17 protein-coding genes are annotated in these 20,677 nt (G+C 53.0%); 7 read left to right on the top strand and 10 right to left on the bottom strand.

The genetic code is table 11. From position 1 onward, the window contains the following. Both MLE19_RS13560 and MLE19_RS13565 read left to right on the top strand, forming a co-directional pair. The coding region (locus MLE19_RS13560; protein ID WP_240718695.1) for a PAS domain-containing sensor histidine kinase at positions 1 to 1,514 on the top strand (1,514 nt) is incomplete at its 5' end. After that, positions 1,514 to 4,507, top strand: a complete 2,994-nt coding sequence (locus MLE19_RS13565; protein ID WP_240718696.1) for a response regulator — start codon at positions 1,514 to 1,516, stop codon at positions 4,505 to 4,507. The genes MLE19_RS13560 and MLE19_RS13565, both read left to right, overlap by 1 nt. Positions 4,508 to 4,525: 18 nt before the next feature. Here MLE19_RS13565 and MLE19_RS13570 read toward each other — a convergent pair whose 3' ends face one another. The 6 genes from MLE19_RS13570 to MLE19_RS13595 all read right to left on the bottom strand — a co-directional run bounded on the left by MLE19_RS13570 (position 4,526) and on the right by MLE19_RS13595 (position 10,055). Beyond that, entirely contained in the window at positions 4,526 to 5,137 is a 612-nt protein-coding gene (locus tag MLE19_RS13570; RefSeq protein WP_240718697.1) for a LysE family translocator, read from the bottom strand. A 171-nt stretch (positions 5,138 to 5,308) separates the two neighbouring features. After that, positions 5,309 to 5,776: an S-ribosylhomocysteine lyase gene (locus MLE19_RS13575; RefSeq protein ID WP_240718698.1), complete on the bottom strand. Its 468-nt coding sequence runs from the start codon at positions 5,774 to 5,776 to the stop codon at positions 5,309 to 5,311. 59 nt (positions 5,777 to 5,835) lie between these two features. Beyond that, positions 5,836 to 6,183: a putative quinol monooxygenase gene (locus MLE19_RS13580; protein ID WP_240718699.1), complete on the bottom strand. Its 348-nt coding sequence runs from the start codon at positions 6,181 to 6,183 to the stop codon at positions 5,836 to 5,838. A gap of 61 nt (positions 6,184 to 6,244) precedes the next feature. Next, positions 6,245 to 6,922, bottom strand: a complete 678-nt coding sequence (locus tag MLE19_RS13585) for a haloacid dehalogenase type II (RefSeq protein WP_240718700.1) — start codon at positions 6,920 to 6,922, stop codon at positions 6,245 to 6,247. A gap of 132 nt (positions 6,923 to 7,054) precedes the next feature. After that, positions 7,055 to 8,488 carry an aspartate aminotransferase family protein gene (locus MLE19_RS13590; protein ID WP_240718702.1) on the bottom strand — a complete coding sequence of 478 codons (1,434 nt, stop codon included), beginning with the start codon at positions 8,486 to 8,488 and terminating at the stop codon, positions 7,055 to 7,057. Positions 8,489 to 8,558: 70 nt separating this feature from the next. After that, positions 8,559 to 10,055: an NAD-dependent succinate-semialdehyde dehydrogenase gene (locus MLE19_RS13595; protein ID WP_240718703.1), complete on the bottom strand. Its 1,497-nt coding sequence runs from the start codon at positions 10,053 to 10,055 to the stop codon at positions 8,559 to 8,561. A 406-nt stretch (positions 10,056 to 10,461) separates the two neighbouring features. Here MLE19_RS13595 and MLE19_RS13600 point away from each other — a divergent pair, with 406 nt between their 5' ends. Then, positions 10,462 to 11,691: a GGDEF domain-containing protein gene (locus MLE19_RS13600; RefSeq protein WP_240718704.1), complete on the top strand. Its 1,230-nt coding sequence runs from the start codon at positions 10,462 to 10,464 to the stop codon at positions 11,689 to 11,691. A gap of 8 nt (positions 11,692 to 11,699) precedes the next feature. Here the strand turns inward: MLE19_RS13600 and MLE19_RS13605 are convergent, their stop codons facing one another. The 4 genes from MLE19_RS13605 to MLE19_RS13620 form a co-directional block, all read right to left on the bottom strand. Continuing rightward, positions 11,700 to 12,170 carry an Lrp/AsnC family transcriptional regulator gene (locus MLE19_RS13605; protein WP_240718705.1) on the bottom strand — a complete coding sequence of 157 codons (471 nt, stop codon included), beginning with the start codon at positions 12,168 to 12,170 and terminating at the stop codon, positions 11,700 to 11,702. An 8-nt stretch (positions 12,171 to 12,178) separates the two neighbouring features. Then, positions 12,179 to 13,210 (bottom strand): N(2)-acetyl-L-2,4-diaminobutanoate deacetylase DoeB, encoded by a 1,032-nt coding sequence (gene doeB, locus MLE19_RS13610; RefSeq protein WP_240718706.1) that lies wholly within the window; start codon positions 13,208 to 13,210, stop codon positions 12,179 to 12,181. Between the two features lie 25 nt (positions 13,211 to 13,235). Further along, the gene (doeA, locus tag MLE19_RS13615; protein ID WP_240718707.1) at positions 13,236 to 14,435 is read right to left on the bottom strand and encodes an ectoine hydrolase DoeA; all 1,200 of its coding nucleotides are present in this window, start codon (positions 14,433 to 14,435) and stop codon (positions 13,236 to 13,238) included. Positions 14,436 to 14,700: 265 nt separating this feature from the next. Beyond that, positions 14,701 to 15,714 (bottom strand): DNA topoisomerase IB, encoded by a 1,014-nt coding sequence (locus tag MLE19_RS13620; protein ID WP_240718708.1) that lies wholly within the window; start codon positions 15,712 to 15,714, stop codon positions 14,701 to 14,703. 166 nt (positions 15,715 to 15,880) lie between these two features. On the opposite strand from MLE19_RS13620, the gene MLE19_RS13625 reads away from it, so the two are divergent. From MLE19_RS13625 to glgA, 4 genes are all read left to right on the top strand, one after another. Continuing rightward, a complete protein-coding gene (locus MLE19_RS13625) occupies positions 15,881 to 16,816 on the top strand; it encodes a 2-hydroxyacid dehydrogenase (protein ID WP_240718709.1) in 936 nt (311 codons plus the stop codon). A 91-nt stretch (positions 16,817 to 16,907) separates the two neighbouring features. Further along, the gene (locus tag MLE19_RS13630; protein WP_240718710.1) at positions 16,908 to 17,612 is read left to right on the top strand and encodes a hypothetical protein; all 705 of its coding nucleotides are present in this window, start codon (positions 16,908 to 16,910) and stop codon (positions 17,610 to 17,612) included. Further along, positions 17,613 to 18,545, top strand: a complete 933-nt coding sequence (locus MLE19_RS13635) for a lysine exporter LysO family protein (protein ID WP_240718711.1) — start codon at positions 17,613 to 17,615, stop codon at positions 18,543 to 18,545. Between the two features lie 455 nt (positions 18,546 to 19,000). Beyond that, entirely contained in the window at positions 19,001 to 20,671 is a 1,671-nt protein-coding gene (glgA, locus tag MLE19_RS13640) for a glycogen synthase GlgA (RefSeq protein WP_240718712.1), read from the top strand. Positions 20,672 to 20,677: the final 6 nt, after the last annotated feature.

The raw sequence follows: 20,677 nt of genomic DNA on the forward strand, positions 1-20,677 counted from the left end.
ATGAAAGCGAGTTGCTATTTGTGAAACTTCTAGCTCGCTGGATATCGAATGTTCTAACTAACAGTCTTAGCAGCGAGCGCCTCAGCAAGTTAACCGCGCAACTTCCCGGCGTCACTTATCAATTTCGCCGCTTTGTCGACGGACGCAACACCTTCCCCTTTAGCTCACCGCAAATTCAAGAGCTGTATGGCATAACACCAGCACAGGCCGCTGAGAATGCCACACCCGCCTTTGAACGGATACATCCCGACGACCTAGAAGCCATCCGTGTGTCCATCGAACACTCAGCAAATACACTCTCACACTGGCAGGCGACATACCGTGTTAAGCACGGAGAGAACGCATATCGCTGGATAATGGGCCAAGCCACCCCAGAGCGACTTATGGATGACAGCATCCTGTGGCACGGTTATTTGCAAGATGTGCACGAGCAAGAACAGGCACGCATAGCGTTAGAAAATAACGAAGCCCGCCTACGTGCCCTATTTGAGTTTTCACCCATAGGCATGGCGCTAAATGATGTTGAAACAGGTCAGTATATCGATTTAAACGACGCATTGATCGCACCGATGGGCTACACCCGCAATGAGTTTCTGGCATTGAGTTATTGGGATGTCACGCCCAAAACATATCAACCCGAAGAAGAGCAAGCGTTAACCAGTTTGAAGACAACAGGCCGTTATGGGCCTTTCGAGAAAGAGTATATCCGCAAAGATGGCAGCCTCTACCCGGTGCGGCTACAAGGCATGCTCAACCAAGAAAGCAATGGCCGACAAGTGATCTGGTCATTGATTGAAGACATCACTGAGCGGCGCAAGCTGGATAAAATGAAAGATCAGTTTATCGCTACCGTTAGCCATGAACTACGCACGCCCCTTACGTCAATAAAAGGCTCACTTGGCCTCTTAAATGGCGGGGCAGCAGGAAAGCTGCCGGATAAAGCACAAGCACTCGTCAGTACTGCCGAACGCAATGCCCAGCGGTTGGCCTTATTGATTAACGACTTATTAGATATGGAAAAACTGGTAGCAGGCAAAATGCCTATTAACTTAAGCATGCAGCTGCTGGCCCCACTATTAAATGAAGTCGTTGAATCCATACACGGGTATAGCGAACAGCATAATGTACTTATTCAAACGCCTGAAGTTTTGCCTACCGTTCAGGTTAAGGTTGATGGCCCTCGCTTAATACAAGCGCTAGCTAACCTACTCTCCAATGCCATTAAATTCTCTCCCGAGGGTGAATCCGTCGAGTTAAGCGTCGAATTACATGAAAAAACGGTAGAAATTTCAGTACGCGACCATGGCTCGGGGATTAACCCTGCATTTCGCGAAAAACTGTTTCAGCGTTTCTCTCAAGCGGACAGCAGCGATACCCGGAAATTACCTGGCACAGGCCTTGGCTTGGCGATTAGCCGAGAAATCTGCCAGCAAATGGGGGGAGAAGTTGGCTACCGCGACGCGATAGGCGGTGGAGCCAACTTTTATATTTTATTGCCTAAGGAAGACCAATAATGAAAGTCCCGCTAAGCGTTCGTATTGTGCTACTTGTGCTGATCACAAGCGGGATTTTAGTGGGGGGAATTGTGCTGACTGTTCAGAAGTTGTTGGTAAGCAACTACGAAACCATCGTGGCAGAGCGCGAATCCGCCGAAATAAACCGCTTAGCTTCTGAACTTGAATTATCTCAGCAGCAGCGGATTTTGGGCTTGGAGTCATTCGCACTGCGCTTAGTTACCGATGCAGGTCAACTACGCAGCGACCAAGAGCTGCAATCGCTATTGCAGCAGCCTTCTGTCGCCAGCGAGCTATTCCCTGATGGTTTGCTTGTGTTTAATGCTGGTGTCACGGCTATCGCAGAAAGCCGTCCTGTTCCAGGGCGTTTAGGGGCTAACTATTCCGACCGATTTCACTTTCAACTTGCCAGACAAACCAAAGAGTCAGTGATTTCCGAGCCGATTATGGGACGTACCACTGGGGTACCGCTGATTTCATACTTACAACCGATTTTGTCTTCCAATAACGAAATTATTGGCTATGCCAGCGGAATACTGGATCTCGCAAAGACGCCGCTACTTGCTTCGCAGAACTTAACCGAAACCGAATCTAGTACAACAACCATAGTTATTGACCCGCGACACCGCCTGTTTGTATCCATGCGGGAACGCTTTGACGCGCCCCAGCCCCTGCCGGATGAGGGCACTGACGCGTTAGTAGACGCCGCACTATCACTAAGCCCCGCAGGCACGGTGGTTGAGTATCAGCAGCAGCGCTATATCGTTGCCAGCCAACAGCTGGACTCAGTGGGCTGGATTGTGCTGCGCGCGCTGCCTTACAACGAGGCCATTGCCCCGGCCCAAGCCTCCTTCCGGCAATTTTTATTCATCGCACTGATAGCCATGGCACTGGTGGGGTTAATAGGGGCATGGGTGGCGAGAAGCCTAATGCGCCCATTAGAAAAAATGACTCGCCGCATTGATAGCATGGCCGACAATTCACGCTTTGATAGTGATTTTCAGGAACAGGGTGGCCCCGAAGTAGCCGCGCTGGCGCGCGCCATGAACCGCTTAGCCAATGAGCGGAAATCCGCAGAGATCGCTATTCATGAAGCTGAACGTTTTTTATACGGCGTGCTTGAAGCGGCTTCTGAAGTCTCCATTATCGCAACTGACAGTGCCGGCATCATCACAGCCTTTAATAAAGGTGCTGAGAATATGCTGGGTTATAGCAAAGAAGACATGGTGGGCAAACAAACGCCTGCCATGTTGCATTTGAAGAGTGAGCTAGATGTCAGGGCAGCCCAGTTAAGTGCTGAGTTAAAACGCCCTGTTGAAGGTTTTAAAGTGTTTGTGGAAAAAGCCGAACACCAAGGCTCAGAGACCCGGGGGTGGACGTACGTTCATAAGGATGGTCATTATGTACCCATTTCGCTGGTGGTTACCCCGATGAGAGATAGTGCCGGTAAAACTATCGGTTACTTAGGTATTGGTGAGGATATTACCGAGCGACAACGTGCTGAAAAGTTAAAAAATGAGTTTATATCGACTGTTAGCCATGAACTTCGCACTCCCCTTACCTCTATATCTGGAGCGCTGGGGTTAATGGTCGGCGGCGCATTTGGTGAGTTGCCCGAAAAAGCGCAAAAACTACTGACGACGGCCCACCGCAACAGCAAGCGTTTGGCTCTCTTGATTAATGATTTACTGGACATCGAAAAGATCGCGGCCGGTAAGCTGCATTTTGATATGCAGCGGCAACCTCTATTACCGCTGGTTGAACAAGCGTTAGACTCTAACCGCCATTACAGTAGTGACAGAGGCGTAACGCTTACCTTGGATTACAATGCCCCAGGTGCGCTTGTGAATGTTGACCAGCAGCGTTTGATGCAGGTGCTCGCCAATTTATTATCCAACGCGATTAAGTTCTCACCCGATGGGGGCGAGGTAATACTTAGGGCTGTTACGTCAGACAATAAGCTGATCGTCAGTGTTATTGATAGCGGCCCCGGCATTGCCGAGTCATTTTACAGTCAAATTTTTCAGCGATTTGCCCAAGCCGACTCGTCTGACACTCGTGCCAAAGATGGCACGGGTCTTGGGCTAGCCATTACGCGAGAACTAGTAGAACAGATGGGCGGCCGCATTGGTTTCGAATCCACCAAAGGAAAGGGGTCGCGCTTCTTCTTTGAACTACCCTTAATACAAACGGCGGCTAACACCTCTCTACAGGCCTTATTGACCTCTGACCAGCACCCAGCTCCCCATATTTTAGTGGTTGAAGATGATAGAGATGTAGCTAACTTACTCAGCATTATGCTCAGTGAAGCGGGCTATCAAGTCGATATCGCCTATAGCGGCTCAGAAGCATTAACCAGATTGCAACAAGCGCATTATGACCTGATTAGCCTAGACTTGATGCTACCCGACATCAGTGGGCTAAATATTATCCGTATACTGCGCGAGCAGCCCAATACCGCTGACCTACCGATAGTCGTGGTCTCCGCTAAGGTAGAACAGGGTCGTTTAGCCATCAACGGCGATGCTACCAACATTGACTGGTTAGCCAAGCCTATTGACCAACATCAGTTAATAGATATGGTTAAGCGAAAACTATCGACCCAACACGAACAATACCTCCGGGTACTGCATGTTGAAGATGACCTCGACTTACATGAAGTCGTATCCGCCATGGCTGGAGATTGTTTTACGTTTGAGGCAGCACATACCCTTAAAGATGCGCAAGTACGTTTAAAACAGCAGACATTTGACGTCGTGCTGCTTGATATAGGACTGCCTGATGGATCAGGGTGGGAGCTAGTGCCTCAGATCCGCGCTTGCCAGCCTGACGCAAAAGTAGTCATTTTATCGGGAGCCGATATGACTCACCAACAACATGACCAAGTTGAAGCCGTTTTGCTTAAATCTCGTTTGTCGACAGAGACGCTGATTGATGGCATCAATGCACGTATTCAAGAATCTCGTTCAACCAGAAGCACGTTCAAAAAATAGCCAGTCATTCTCTTCTGACTAAGCTCTGAGCGGCAGCGCGGCACCAATGGCAACAAAGATGCCGCCGCAGGTGCGGTTGAATCCTCGGCCCACGCGTTTTAACCAGTGACGGATGCGGTTGGCCATATTGGCGAGCAAGCCTTCCACTAAACATTCGATAGTCACGAAAGTGCCTGCCAGCACGAAAAACTGCAGCATCAAGCTGCCCTGGGGGTCGATAAACTGTGGTAAGAAGGCGCTGAAAAACAGCAACACTTTGGGGTTAGTAATTGAGGCCAATACGCCCTGTCGATATAGGTGCCACACACTCGTTTGGCTTACACTCATATCAATCTCACCGGTAATCGGTGGTGAACGCCATACTTGAATCCCCAGCCAAATCAGATAGGCCCCGCCGACCCATTTCAGCACCGTTAGCCATACCACCGATGACTTAAGCAGCGCTCCAATGCCAAACATGCACAAGGCAATAATCAGCATAAATCCGGTTGCACCACCGACAATGGTAAACAAGGTTTTACGGCTGCCATGCATGGCGCCATGGGTCAGCGCCAACAGGCCATTTGGCCCTGGCGAGAGCGATAGGCCAATGCAGGCGATAAAATATAAAAGCCAAGTGTCTAACAGCATCTTACTTAATGCCTCACCCGTGGAAAATGCGCGCGCAGTGCCAGCATGTCACCGTTGGTTGGCGTTTTCCATTCGATAATGCACAGACAATAAAACGCCTCCTGGGTGACGTATCCCCAGGAGGCGTTTGGCTTACTACGTTCGTGCGTCGTTCATGCGGTTACATAACGCTTAAGCGAAGACTTCAGTCCACTCGTTGCGCTTGGCCAGCAAATTGAGGGCTAGTTCCTGGGCGCCTTCCAAGCTATGGCTGGCGGCCCAGCCGCACTGCATTTCGTTGCAGGCGGGCACTTCGGTGGCGACGAGAACATCGTTCAGCGTCTGTTCGATGATAGTGATCACGTCATCATAGTCGTCGTGATTGATCATCGCGATATAGAAGCCGGTCTGGCAGCCCATCGGGCTGATATCGACCACTTTATCGGTATGGTTGCGGGAAAGCTCAGCCATCAAATGCTCAAGAGAGTGCAGCGCGGGCATCTCCATGTGCTCTTTGTTGGGCTGGCAGATCCGCAGATCATATTTGTGAATGCGGTCGCCGTTCTGGCCTTCTTTGATATCGGCTAAACGTACGTACGGGGCTTTGACCTTGGTGTGATCCAGGTTAAAGCTTTCGACGTTCATCTTTTTATCGGTCATGTTGGCTCCTTTTCCGTTCAGCTTCTGTTTAGCTCGTTGGCCTATTCTACACGCTTGGGTTATACCTTGGGCGCGTCAAAATTCCATGGCTCATCGGTGTAAACGCACACGTTAGCATCTTCGATATCGCCATCGGGTGACTCAACGTGCTTGGCGAAGAAGTCTTGAATCTCTTTGCGCTGGCAGTGCGCTTCGAACTCTTCACGGCTGGCCCAAATCTCGTGAAAAACGATTGGATAACTGGTGCCTTGAGCGAAAGGATTATCGATCTGACGCGTGACCGTATAGTGAACGCACGCATCTTCGCGGTGGGTATTTGGCTCTAATGACTGAAGCGCTTTAAACACCGCTTCTTCTTTACCTGGTTTGGGTTTAAAGCCAGCAACACAGTAAATTTTTTCTGACATTTCTATATCCTAAATCGTTTAGCGTGCGTCATTATGCGCTGTCATGTGGCTGGTTGACAGTCTAGCGGATAATGCGTTCAGCCAATGCTTCTAGATCGGTGACCGTCATATCAGGCTCAATACCCCATGGGTCGAAAGGTGCATCCGACCTGCGCCGTATCCAGGCGCTGCGTAACCCGGCATGGGTGGCGCCAATCACATCGAAGGGATTGCTGGATATTAGCCAGGTTTGCTCGGGGCGGGTCTCTAATCGCGTGCGCAAATGGGAATATACGGCGGGGTCCGGTTTAAAGCGCTTTACTTCATCCGCGCTGATAATGTCATCCATATGGCTTTCAACCCCCGCTCGAGTTAGTAGCTTAGTCACAGCATCAGCCGTGCCATTGGAAAACGCCACGCAGCGGATACCCGCATCGCGCAGTTGGTCGAGCGCAGGCACTACATCGTCAAACGCGGGTAGCTCGCCGTACACCGCCATCAAATGGTCGTGATCGTTATCAGCAAGCCCTGTTTGTAGCGCCCGATCAACAAACACCAGCGCCTCTCGGGTACACTCAGAAAAGGGAACATAGGCGCCCATTACTCCATGGCGAAAACTGTATTCGAGCTGCTTATCGCGCCAGCGGCGGGCGAACTCGCCTGCTTTAGAAGCATCCTTCAAGCGTCGTTCTAGCTCAACCGTGACTCCCTGGGTATCAATCAGCGTGCCGTATACATCAAAGGCTAATACCGGTTGCATCGTTGGCTACTCCTTGACTATCGAATGGCTTACAGCTGAATTCAGCATAAGGGTCTTAAGCATAGCTGGCCCCTTCAAAAACAAAAACGCCGCTGTACATGGCAGCGGCGTTGAAGAGGCTATACCGAGCTATCAGACGGTAAACGCAGCCTCTTGATGGCCGGTTTTTAAATCACCGGAGCGCACCAGTTCATCGGTGATACGGTCAATCGCTCGCTTGGCGCGGCCAACCATCTCATCCACTTCACCACGGTTAATGGTCAGTGGCGGCGCGAAGCCGAGAATGTCGCCTTGGGGCATAGCGCGGGCAATCAGGTTCTCTTCCATGGCTGCAGCAGCCACACGTGGGCCAACTTTTAGTGCAGGGTCAAAGTGCAGACGCTGATTGGCATCTGGCGAGAACTCCAGCGCCGCCATCAGACCAACACCGCGAACGTCGCCTAGCAGCGGATGGCCTTCGAAGTTAGTCTTCAACTGCTGCTGAAAATAGGCACCGGTTTCAGCGGCATTGCCCACCAGGTTTTCACGCTCGATAATATCCAGGTTAGCAAGCCCTGCCGCACAGCCCAGCGCGTGGCCTGAATAAGTCCAGCCGTGGCCGATGGGGCCGTATTCACCAGTGCCCTGCTCCAGCACTTGCCAGACTTTCTCACCCACAATCACGCCAGAAAGCGGTTGATAAGCACTGGTTAAGCCTTTGGCGATGGTGACCAAGTCAGGCTTCATGTTGTAGTGATGGCTGCCGAAATCGGAGCCGGTACGGCCAAAGCCGCATACCACTTCATCGGCAATTAGCAGCACATCGTACTTCGCCAGTACGGATTGAATCGCATCCCAGTAACCTTCCGGCGGCGGCACGATACCACCGGTCCCCAGCACCGGCTCACCGATAAAGGCGGCCACAGTATCCGGGCCCTCTTCCAGAATCATCGCTTCCAGCTTGTCGGCGCAGTAAGCAGAGAACTCAAGCTCGGTCATGCCATGCTGTTCGGCGGCGCGCAGGTAGTAGTGCGGCGCTTCGGTGTGGCGAATGGTATCAATCGGCAGATCGAAGTGGTCATGGAACGCTTTCAGGCCGGTCAGCGAGCCAGAGGCGATGCCTGAACCGTGATAGCCGCGCATGCGTGAGATGACTTTTTTCTTCTGCGGGCGGCCGAGCACATTGTTGTAGTAGCGCACAATCTTGAGCTGGGTTTCATTGGCGTCTGAACCGGACATGCCGTAGTAGACCTTCGACATGTTCATGCCAGCGATTTTCAGAATACGCTCGGAAAGCTCAATCTGCGGCTCGTTGGAGTGGCCTACGTAGGTGTGGTAGTAGGAAAGCTCTAGCGCTTGCTTATAGATCGCTTCAGCGACTTCGGTGCGACCGTAGCCGATATTAACGCAGTAAAGCCCAGCGAAGCCGTCGATAAACTCACGGCCATCCTTATCCACGATGTTGATGCCTTTACCGCCGGTAATAACGCGGCCTGGTGAATCGCCGTGGGCGAAATCACGCAGATGGGTAGAGGCGTGGAAAGTGACTTTACGGTCGCGTTCGATCAGATCCTGATGCAAGCTCATAGCGTTCTCTCTATACGGTAAACCTCCCCAGCGTTGGGGAGGGTGTTTTAAATTATTTTCGACTTGGCGACTAGCTGCCAGAGACTGAACCGAGCGCACCCAGGCAGTAGTACTTGGTTTCGAGATACTCATCGATGCCGGTAGCGCCACCTTCACGTCCAAGGCCGGACTGCTTCACGCCACCGAAAGGCACCGGCGGGCCGGTCATCTTCACCGAGTTGACACTGACCATGCCGTACTCCAATGCGCGCATTAGCTTCCAGATGCGGCGGATATCGTGGGTATAGATGTACGCGGCCAGGCCGTACTCGGTGTCGTTGGCCATTTCGATTACTTCGTCATCGGTGCTGTAAGCGGTAATACCGGCCACTGGGGCGAAGTTCTCTTCCCGCCACACTTTCATTTTTGGCGTTACGCCGGTCAGCATCACCGGCATAAAGAAGTTTTCGCCAGGTGCTTTGCTCTGGTCGCCGCCGATCATAGTAGCGCCTTTGGAGATAGCGTCATCAACAATGGCAGACGCTTTTTCCACTGCTTGGCGGTGAATCAGCGGGCCAAGATCAATCTCGCCCTGCAGGCCATTGCCCACGGTGAGGGCCGACATGCGCTCGCTGAAATGCTCGACAAACTCATCGTGGATGGATTCGTGTACCAGAATGCGGTTAGCGGCTAAGCAGTCCTGCCCGGCGGTTTGGAACTTGGCGTCGATTGCCGCAAAGGCTGCCTCTTTGGGATCCATATCCGGCCCAACGATAAATGGCGCATTGCCGCCTAGCTCCAAAGAGAGGCGTTTAACCGTATTAGCGCTCTGCTCGATCAGCAGGCGACCCACGCGGGTGGAGCCGGTGAATGAGAGTGCGCGAATACGAGACTCGCCACAAAGAATCTTCGAGACTTCCGCGGGGTCGCCTAGTACCACGTTGAAAATTCCTGCCGGAATTCCTGCCCGCTCAGATAGCTCCGCCAGCGCCAGCGCTGAAAACGGTGTTTCATTGGCAGGCTTGACGATTACCGGGCAGCCAGCAGCCAGCGCGGCGGCGGCTTTGCGGGTAATCATCGCCAGCGGGAAGTTCCACGGCGTAATCATCGCCGCGATACCCACTGGCTCTTTAATCGTACCCAGTGAGGCATTGGGAATATGACTGGGGATGGTTTCGCCGTAGGTGCGTTTGCCCTCTTCGGCGAACCAGCGCACGAAGCTGGCGCCGTACTCCACCTCGCCACGGGCATCGGGCAATGGCTTGCCCTGCTCTAGCGTCATGATGGTAGCGAGGTCTTCACGGTTGGCTTGAATCAGGTCGTACCAAGCCAGCAAGCGTTCACAACGCTCATCGGCACGCAGCGCCCGCCAGTGTACAAACGCGACTTCCGCGGCATCGACCGCTGCAGTGATCTGTTCGGCTTCCAGCAGCGGGATATGACCAATGGCTTCATTGGTGGCAGGATCGTAAACCGCTTCTTCGCGACCACCTTCGCCGTGGGTCCATTTACCGTTCACATAGGCGTACTGCCGGAACAGACGCGGATCTTCCAGGCGCTTGGCAAGCGTGGTCGATAGTGTGGTCATGGAAACCTCCCCTTAAATGCAGTCTGGCTAACCGAGCGCTGCAATAACTGTGTGGCATTGTCAGCAGGCTCATTGCCTTGCCGTTGAATGCACCCAGGTTAACGGAGAGTGGCCACGAAGTGTTTTTGAAAACCGAGACTTATCACGCGACTTTTTTTGTCAGCGGACGTTTGGCAGTGGTTTTTTCTGGTGAAGCATTCATTTAACGCATTGAGACGGCAACGCGACCCTCACGTACAACGCTAAACAATGATCATAAATAAATATTTCAGCGCCACATAGGTGATTTCTCGGTTAAGCTTGGCTTCTCTTTATTAAAGTTAGCCGCACTTGTATAGCAATGTGATTAAGTTATTGTTTGAAAAACTGTCTGAAAAACTGTTTGAAGAACTGTGAGAGGGTGACCGTGTTTCGACTTTCCTATTACCAGCAGCTCTCACAACATATCGGTTCAATGACGGTACGCCAAAAGTACGATATCGACCGCCACGATGTGCGTCTTCGGTCACTGCATTTGCATACGTCACTACTGGCACTGTTCTATTTTTCTTACACGCTGGTCGATATTTTCTTGCTACCTGATGTTGCTTTCCGTTCAGTGTTACTGCGCGCTCTCATCGTCGGGCCACCCACCGTCATGCTCTTTGCCTATTACAAGCGCCCTGTTTCGATACGCCGCAAAGAGCTGGCCGCCGTGTTGGTGGTATGCCTTGCTACCGTGGCGTGGTGTGCTGTACTGATCGGCTCCGAGAATCCGCACGTATTGGGCTACTTTTACGCGGGTTTGGTGTTTCTTATGGTGTTAACCATTGTTCTCATACCGCCTTTTGAGTACAGCCTCTACGGTTCGCTGTTTGTCTTCGCCTGCCTTTATGCCACGATCGGTTTTTTAGCCGGGACGGACCGCGGCTATGTAATGAACCATTTGGCGCTGAGTGTCCCCGTGCTGGTATTAACATTAATAGCCAATTACCGTTTTTGCGCAGAATCACTGCGGCTCTACTTGGAAAACGTGAGCGTCGAAACACTGCGCGAAGAGTTAGCCGCACGCAATGCCGAGCTTGAAAGAATTTCCCATGTCGACCCGTTAACAGGGCTTGCCAACCGTCGAGCCCTCGACAGACACGCCGCAGAGCTACAGCGACAACCACCCAGGCAAAGCTACCTTGCGGTTATTATTGTCGATGTGGACTATTTCAAAACTTTTAACGACTGCTATGGACATGCCGAAGGGGATCGCTGTCTACGCGCCGTTGCCCGTGCAATTCGCACCGCCTGCGACGCGGATGATGTGGTGTGCCGTTTTGGCGGCGAAGAGTTTCTTATTTTACGCTCAGAATATAGCCCAAGACCCCGCTGCGCCCTCGCTCTAGCGGAAAACATTCGTTATAAAGTAGCCAGTTTGGCTATTCCCCACCAACCCACTCAGGAGGGTAAGGTAACCGTAAGCGTGGGAGTCTGTAGCGGGCCATTCGACCCTGAAGCAGAGCTCGAAAGATTGATCAAAACTGCCGATATTGCGCTTTATGAAGCCAAGCGCGAGGGGCGTAACCGTGTGCGCTACGGCTCACATGCTACAGGTAACGCCCTTCCTCACTTTCCGATTTTTAGCCTTAATGCCGATAGCGCAACGTAGCTTGCCGCTTAAATATCGGTATCAATACCGATAGGCACCCGCTTAACGGTCTTTGTGACGATATAGGTAAAGTAGCGCTCGATACCGGCCTCGGACACCAGCCACTTATCCATCAAACGCTGGTAACTATCGATCGTGCGGGCTTCAAACTTCACTAGATAGTCAACGCCGCCCCCCACCGCCACACACTCGGTAACTTCAGGGGTTTGCATTACCAGGGTTTCAAAACGGGTGAAGCTTTCGGCGTTGTGTTGCTTGAGCTCGATCTGCACCCACACTGGGTTACGCGGCACCAACACATCGGCGTTGATGCGTGCGGTATACCCTTCGATCACCCCGGCTTTTTCCAGCCTTTTTACCCGCTCCCAACAGGGACTGACCGAGAGGTTGATCGCCTCGGCCAGCTTCGACTTGGTGATTCGCCCATCGCGGGAGAGGATATCGAGAATTTTCAGATCGTAACGGTCAAGTTTCATCATGCCGGGGGTTACGCCTCCAGGCGTTCAACAACATCGGCAATCACCGCCAGGGTATCCCCCATATTGATCAGTGAAGGCGCGCGGCGGGCCATCAGAATACCATCGCGCTCCGCTTTATAGGCGACCGGTTCGGTGCCGCTGCGGGTCATGTCGTACACATAGGCGATGGTTTGGCCTTTTTTCACCTCGTCGCCTAGCGCCACCAACAGCTCTAACACGCCGGAGTGCTGGCTCTGCACATAGCAGCTGGCATCGGGCATATCGAGATATATTTGTCCGCCATCAGGCATTTCCACTTCGCCCTCGACTAGCCCGTAGTGGATCAAGAAGTTGCGCACGCCGCGCTCGGCAATAGCGATGCTCTGAGGCGTAGAGGTGCCGCCGCCGCCCAGCTCAGTGGCGACAAACACTTTGCCCTGGCGTTCGCAGGCGGTATCAAAGAGTTTTTCCGCATCCAGCTCAAACATCACCATGGCGTAAGGGGCGCCGAAGGCTTTGGCGCCTTCAAGGGCCGACTGCTGCTGCGCTTTGTTATCCAACACGTGAGACGCACCAAACGGCAGAATATCCAGCGTGCGGCCGCCAGAGTGCAAATCCAGCACTACATCGCTCATGGGCACCAGCACGCGAGTAAAATAGTCGGCAATCTGCGGCGTAACGCTGCCGTTGGGGTCGCCCGGGAAGCTGCGGTTAAGATTGCCTTTATCCATCGGCGAGGTGCGCTTGCCTGCCATTACCGCCGGGGTGTTCATACACGGCACGATGATCACACGGCCGGTGACCTCTTCTGCCTTCAGCGTTGAAGAGAGCTTCAGCAGCGAAGTGATGCCTTCGTACTCATCGCCGTGGTTACCGCCAGTCAGCAGTGCCGTGGGGCCTTCACCATTTTTCACCACGGTCACGGGGATCATCACCGCGCCCCAGGCAGATACGTCAGTAGAGATGGGCAGTTTTAAAAAGCCGTGCTGCACGCCATCGGCCTCAAAATCCACGGTGGCTGAAATAGGACTTGGCCGCAGTTGGTTAGGTTGATCGGTCATTGAATGTTCCTTTGTTTACAAACCACTACTTTACAAACAGCTGGCGCGGAAAATTGGCCAGGGTTTCGCAGCCATCTTCGGTAATCAAGATGCTTTCGGTAATTTCCAAGCCCCAGTTTTCTTCCCAGAGCCCCGGCATAAAGTGGAACGTCATGCCCGGCTCCAGAATAGTGTCATCCGAGGGGCGTAGGCTCATGGTGCGTTCGCCCCAGTCGGGCGGGTACGAAATACCGATGGGATAACCACAGCGGGCGCCGCCGCGGTCAAAGCCGTATTTATCCATCGCCGCGCCCAGCGCCATGGCAATATCCGCCGTGCGGTTACCGGGTTTGGCCACTGCCAAGCCGTTTTCGATGCCTTCGAGCAGGGCTGATTCCGCACGAATAAAATCCATCGGCGGTGTGCCCAGAAACACGGTGCGCGACATCGGCGCATGATAGCGCTTAAACACCCCGGCAATCTCAAAGAAAGTGCCTTCACCTTTGCGAAACGGCGTGTCGTCCCAGGTCAGGTGCGGCGCGGCGGCATCTTTGCCGGTGGGCAGCATGGGCACAATAGCGGGATAGTCGCCGCCAAATACTTTGCCATTCTCATCTACAAAACCTTCGATGCCGACGCGGTAAATTTCCGACACCAGCTTACTTTTCGGCAGGCCGGGTTCAATCACTTCCAGAATACGCGTATGCATGCCCTCAACAATCTTGGCCGCAATACGCATATAGGCGATTTCCTGGGGCGATTTGATCGCCCGGCACCAGTTCACCAGGGCATTGGCATCCATAAAGCGCGCATGGGGCAGCTCTTTGAGCAGGCTTAGATAGGCCTTGGCGGAGAAGTAGTAGTTATCCATCTCCATACCCACGACGCCCAGGTGCCAGCCACGATCGGGCATGATCGACTGAGCCAGATACTCCATCGGGTGCATATCTGGATTTTGAACGTAGTAATCCGGGTAGTAGGTAATGTTATCGGGATCAATCCAGCAGGTGCGCAGGGCACCGTTGGCATCCATGCGCCGCCCGAACCATACCGGCTCACCTTCAAGGCCCACCAACACACACTGATGCACATAAAACGACCAACCGTCGTAGCCGGTCAGCCAAGCCATATTGGAAGGGTCACTGACGATCAATACGTCAATGCCCCGACTGGCCATTTCAGCACGCACTTTCCACAAGCGGGTAGCGTACTCTTCGCGTGTGAAAGGTAGGGAAACCTGAGTCATCGGGCAACTCGCCATTAAGGATCACCAAGAACCAGCGCGCTGCCTACTATGGGCACGCAGCACTGGGCCACAGGATCGACCTGGCCACCACCGATCAGGCGTCGGGGTTGCATCTGCTGCGGTTGCAGCAGGCCCGCCAATGTCGTCTTGACCCGATACTAGCACCCACCCTTGGTTAGCGGTCAAAGGCTTTATAACAAAAGTTACCCGAAAGATGAGAAAAAGCGCATATTTGTTAATCACATGCGGCCTGCCCCCTGCTTATTTAGCGGTTGCTTGGTGATTTTAACCGGCTGCGCAGTAGCTCAAGCACGGCGCGCTCATCGGGGCCAGTGAGCTCATCTTTTTCAAGTTCAGCTTTAATAAGCTGGCGGAAATGTTCCAGCGTGCGGCCATCCAGATAGCTTTCTACTACGCGTGGGTCGATATAGCTGGCTTTGGCGATACTCGGCGTATTGCCGAGTTTTTTGGCAACTCGCTCCACCGCTTGACGAACATTGTCCTGGCTGGTTTTTTCATTCTCCCCAAGCCCCAGCTCTTCCAACGCTAGCGCTGCGATAGACGTGCCTGCCCAGGTGCGAAAGTCTTTAGCGCTAAACGCCTCCCCCATAACTTCGTGGATATAGTCATTCAGGTCGTGGCTATCCACGCGCACCTTATTGCCGTCCTCATCGAAGTATTTAAAAATCTCGTAACCCGGTGTGTCATCCAATTCCGCCACCACGCTCGCCAGGCGAGCATCTTCGACGACGCGGTGCTGCGTTTGGCCACTTTTGCCCTGGTAGTCGAAAATCAGCTCGTCGCCATCAATGGTTAAATGCTTTGAGCGCATGGTGGTTAATCCATAGGAGTCATTCTGCTCTCGATAGCGCTCACTGCCGGGGCGAAAATAGGCACTATCGATCAGCCGCACCATACAGGCCAAGACCTTTTCGCGGGGCAACCCTTCAAGGGTGAGATGTTGGCCGGTAATCCGACGCATTGTCGTCAACTTCTGTGCAAACCCCACCATGCGATCAAACTTGAGCGCCTCGCGCTGCTCACGCCATTCAGGGTTATAGATATACTGTTTGCGACCGGCATCATCACGCCCAGTGGCATAGATGTGGTGGCGGCGATTGAGGACGATTTCTACATCGTGCCACGCAGGCGGAATCGCCAGCGACGCAATCCAACTGCGCCACGTTTTGTCCTCAAGGGTTTGACCGCTAGCGGTACGATAGGTAAATCCTTTGCCACGGCGGTGGCGCGTCACCCTACGAGGGGAGCGTGTGGTCATGGTAATGTCCTTTTTCCAGGGCCTGCCACGGAGCACGCACGGCGCACTCGTTAATAAGGTGATGAGGTCTTTCCTTTAGCTAAGAGCTGCGTCTCCCTTGCAGCACTAACCCTACCTCACCCATGATAGCTGCTAATCACAAACACGCGATGGAACCGGAGGCGAGATGAAGATTGTTGTGCATATTGATGAGGCGGAGCAGTGGCAAGCAGCGCTTTCTGAAGCGCTACCTCAGGCCACCGTGATGACCAGCGAGGCGCCAGCGGATGAGCGCAAAAACGCCGACTATCTCGCTGTCTGGAAAGCGCCCGCGCACCTGCTGCAAGAACAGACCCAACTTAAAGGCATCATTAATTTAGGCGCTGGGGTGGACTACCTATTGAAAACACCAGGGCTACCTCGCGACGTGCCGATCGTAAAATTACGCGATGCGGGCATGGGCGACCTAATGGCTGATTACGCCCTGTATGGCGTACTGCACTTCTATCGCAGCATGGACCGTTATGCGGAGCAGCAGCAAAGTGCCACTTGGCAACCTCAAGCGGTCGTCGAAAAATCTCAGTGGCCGGTAGGCGTGCTCGGCTTAGGCGCTATTGGCGGTTTTGTGGCCAGCGCGTTACAACAAGCCGGCTTCCCGGTACTCGGCTGGAGCCGATCCCCCAAGCAAATTAGCGGCGTACACTGTTTTCATGGCGATGACGGGCTAGCCGAGCTGCTAGGCCAGGTGCAAAGCTTAGTCACGATTTTGCCTGACACAGAGGCGACGAAAAACATCCTCAACGCTGAGCGTTTGGCCCAATTACCTAAAGGGGCTAGCGTGATTAACCCTGGTCGGGGCAGCTTGATCGATGAACAGGCGCTGTTAAACGCGCTGGGAAGTGCTACTCAGCCGGGCCATTTACGCGGCGCGCTGCTGGATGTCTTTCAAGAAGAGCCACTGCCCGCCGACAATCCGCTATGGCAACACCCTAAGGTGATTGTCACACCGCACATGGCAGCACCAACACCGCTGAATGATGCCATTGACCAGGTAATTTCCTATTTGCATGCCTTTGAATCGGGAGAAAAACTTTCCACTGTTAATCCGGATGCGGGCTACTGACGCGCTCCTCCACCTCCGGCTATACTAGCGCGCTGGGAACCAAGTGCTGGCTAAAGGCTCTTAGGAAGACACAAATTTTGGAGTAACGGCCTTGGTCAATATTTTCGCACGACCGCCTAGCCGCACGCTGGCAGGGCTTGCTTTGAGCCTTGCCGCTTTCTGCTCAAGTGGAATGGCATTAGCGGCAGACACGTTCAAAGACCCACAGCCATTTGAAGCCCAATACCGGCTTGAAGTACGCGGCTGGCCGGGAGCCACCATCACACACCGACTCTCCAAGGAAGGTGGTCACTGGTTAAGCGATATGGGCTTTTCAATTACGGTGGCCCGCGGTCAGGAGTTCAGCCGTTTCATGCTGAATGGCGACGATACCCAGCCGCTGCTCTTTAGTAGCAGTTATTCAGTGTTAGGCGTCGGTGACAGTTACCAGTTGAACGAACGAGATATTTCCAGCCTGGACCGGCAAACGGCACTGTTTGACCTATCCCGCCGGGCAGGTCACGAAAACTGCACCGAGAACGCTCCCTGCGAAATCGAGTTTGTCGACCATAAAGGTCGGGATGAGCACTTTCAGTACTATGTTAATGCCCCTGGAACGATAACGGTGCCTGCCGGAGAGTTCGAGGCGCTGAACGTATCGCTGATTGACATTGAGAAGCCTGACCGCCTGCTACAGCTCAGCTTTCATCCCGATTGGCCTGGTCTGATCCTTTCAGCCGTCTACCAAAAAGAGGGCCGCCGCGAAACGCAGCTGACATTAACCAACTTCAACCCAAACGGGGGCACGACGCCCTAAATGCTTTCGGGTTTATTGATTGTATTATTACCGCTTGTACTGGGTTATCTGGTTCGCATCCGCTCCAAGGGTTTACAGAACCTGATCAACCGCGCGGTTAACAGCTCGGTTTATTTGATACTGCTGTTTATGGGTATCAGCCTTGCCGGGCTCGAAGATTTGGGCAGTCAGCTCTCCCGCTTAGGGGGTAATGCACTGCTGTTGTTTAGCATCACCACACTGTTTAACCTGACGGCGCTATGGTGGCTCTCGCGTCGCCTATCCCTTCAAACAGGCAATTCCCCGGTGGTGAAAGACGCCCCCACCAGCAAGCTGGCCGCCATGCAGGGCTCATTACTGCTGGTAGGTGTGGTGGCAGGGGGCGTGACCTTTGGATTACTAACTGGCCCCATTCTTGGCGAAGCGCTGTTTACTACGGCAGATTGGCTCGCCGAATGGGTACTGTATTTGCTGCTGGCGCTGATCGGCTGCCAACTGCGCAACTCCGGCATGCCCCTGAAACAGATTTTGCTCAACCGTTTAGGCCTCGCCATTGCGATCACGCTCGCAGTGAGCTCGCTACTGGCGGGCCTAATCGCTGCCCCGCTGCTTTCGCTTAGCTGGAACGAGGGGCTGGCCATGGCTTCCGGCTTCGGCTGGTACTCGCTCTCTGCCATATTAATTGGCGACCAACTAGGCCCGCTAATGGGCGGCGTGGCGTTCTTCAACGACCTCACCCGTGAGTTGCTGGCATTTATCCTGATCCCATTGGTGATTCATCGCCATACCGCGCTAGCTATCGGTTACGGCGGCGCCACCTCCATGGATTTCACCCTGCCGGTGATTCAACAGCACGGCGGTGTGGCCTGCGTGCCCATCGCCGTGGTCAGCGGGTTTATTCTGTCGCTGCTCTCTCCACCGCTGATTCTGTTTTTTCTCTCGCTATCGGCATAACGACTGCGAGAAGAGGTTTTTTCACATTGCCTCTCTCGCAGCCAACCTAAACAATTAATAAGCAAGTAAAAGCTGGCATTTACTTTTGTTAAAAACTCACCTCAACCTTTTAAAAGCAAAGAAAAGCTCATCAAAGCCACCCTTCAAAAACCAACCTTTATCTTTTATTAAAATTCGAAGGTAACTCTTTAAAGCTAAAGTATTTAATTTCCTTTTAGCGAAAACACCCTTTGGCACTCGAACACGTTAAAGCCTAATTTAATACGCTTATTGATTTAGGTTATGGTTGCCTTTCGTTTAGCTAACCTATGATCTCTCAACTATAGTTCTTAAGTAGCGGTTTCCGATACAAAGCCTAGAGGCAGGGTAGCCTAGGGGTTTGAAGAGAAATAGCTAGTTAATAATGAGCTATCTAGTCAGACAATGTTGACCATGGTAATCCAGGGAGGTCGAGCATGGGTGATGTGGCTGTGGGCGAGGTTACTAACGATAAAAGTATATCGAAAGATACGGCAGAGAGTGACGTAAAAGAAGGGCCTAGACTTAAATCCACTTCTTTTAGTTATAACCAATCAACACCATCACCCCATTTAAATCAATCAGTAACCGATCATAATTACGACATTATTGATCGAAGCCATAAAGATAAACTCGACTCTTCACAACGTATTTTGTTTGTTACCACCGAAATTACCGATTTCGTTAAAGTCGGTGGCTTAGGTGATGTCTCTTCTGCACTTCCTAGAGCTCTGGCGGCACATCACGATGTGCGTGTCCTGATTCCAGCTTATCGGGAAATGGTTCAGTCAGATTATGACATTGAAACTGTTGGCCATTTGCCCGCTTTTGCAGGGTTGCCAGCCTGTGATGTTGGGCAGCTAACCTGCCGCGACGGGCTGATCGTTTATGTGCTGCTCTGCCCAGAACTTTATGAGCGTGAAGGCACGCCCTATGGCACCGGCTCAAGCGGTTATGGCGATGGTCAGGATGAAGGCTGGAAAGATAACGATATTCGCTTTGCCAGGCTATCACGGGCGGCGGCTGATATCGCCTTGGGTAAAGCGAGTTTAGATTGGCAGCCTCAGCTACTGCATCTCAACGACTGGGCGTGCGGCTTAGCGCCCGCCTATGTGCATTGGCAAGGGCACTCTATTCCAACCATTTTCACCATCCACAACTTGGCTTACCAAGGTGTATTTGATGCCTCGCGCCTGGAAGTACTCGGCATTCCCTACGACGCATTTAACATTCATGGCGTCGAATATTATGGCGATCTTTCCTTCATGAAAGCGGGCATCGTCTATGCCTCGCAAGTGACCACCGTCAGCGCGACCTACGCCCAAGAAATCACCACCCCTAAATTCGGCTGTGGGCTTGACGGGCTACTTCGTTGCAAAGCCGAACAAGGTTGCTTGAGCGGCATTCCCAATGGCATTGACGACTCCTGGGATCCACGCACCGATAGTCTCTTGATCCAAGCGTTCTCCTCTAACGATTGGCGCGGTAAGCGTGCCAATGCTGACTATGTTCGTCGTCATTTTGGGTTAACCCCCAGCCCAGGCCCATTGTTTGCAGTGATTTCAAGAATGGTGCATCAGAAAGGGCTTGACCTGACCATCGAAGCGGCGAAAGCCATTGTCCATGCCGGTGGGCAAATCGTCTTCATGGGCTGCGGTGAACACCACGTCGAGGAAGCCCTGCGCAAGCTGGCTATTCGTTTTCCTGGCGCTATCACAGCGTACATCGGTTTCGATGAGTACCAAGCTCGCTGCCTTTTCGCAGGGAGTGACTTTCTGCTAATGCCTTCACGCTTCGAGCCTTGCGGACTGAGCCAGATGTATGCCCAGCGTTTCGGCTCACTACCGATCGCTCACCGCACCGGCGGCCTGGCCGATACCATCGAAGACGGCGTGACCGGTTTTTTGTTCGACGACATGCAGTTTGGTAGTTACATGCATGCCATTCAGCGCGCCTTTGCCGTGTTCAGATCTACCGATCTTTTCAATGCCATGCGCGGAGCCGCGATGGCGGGGCGATATCACTGGAAACAGTCGATCGTCCCCTATAGCAAGTTGTACTTGCAGGCCCTTGAACAGGCAGGCAACGAGACGACACTGGCCCGGTGAAGGAGA

This window comes from Vreelandella neptunia, assembly GCF_022489065.1.
GTDB classification, from domain to species: Bacteria; Pseudomonadota; Gammaproteobacteria; order Pseudomonadales; family Halomonadaceae; genus Vreelandella; species Vreelandella neptunia_A.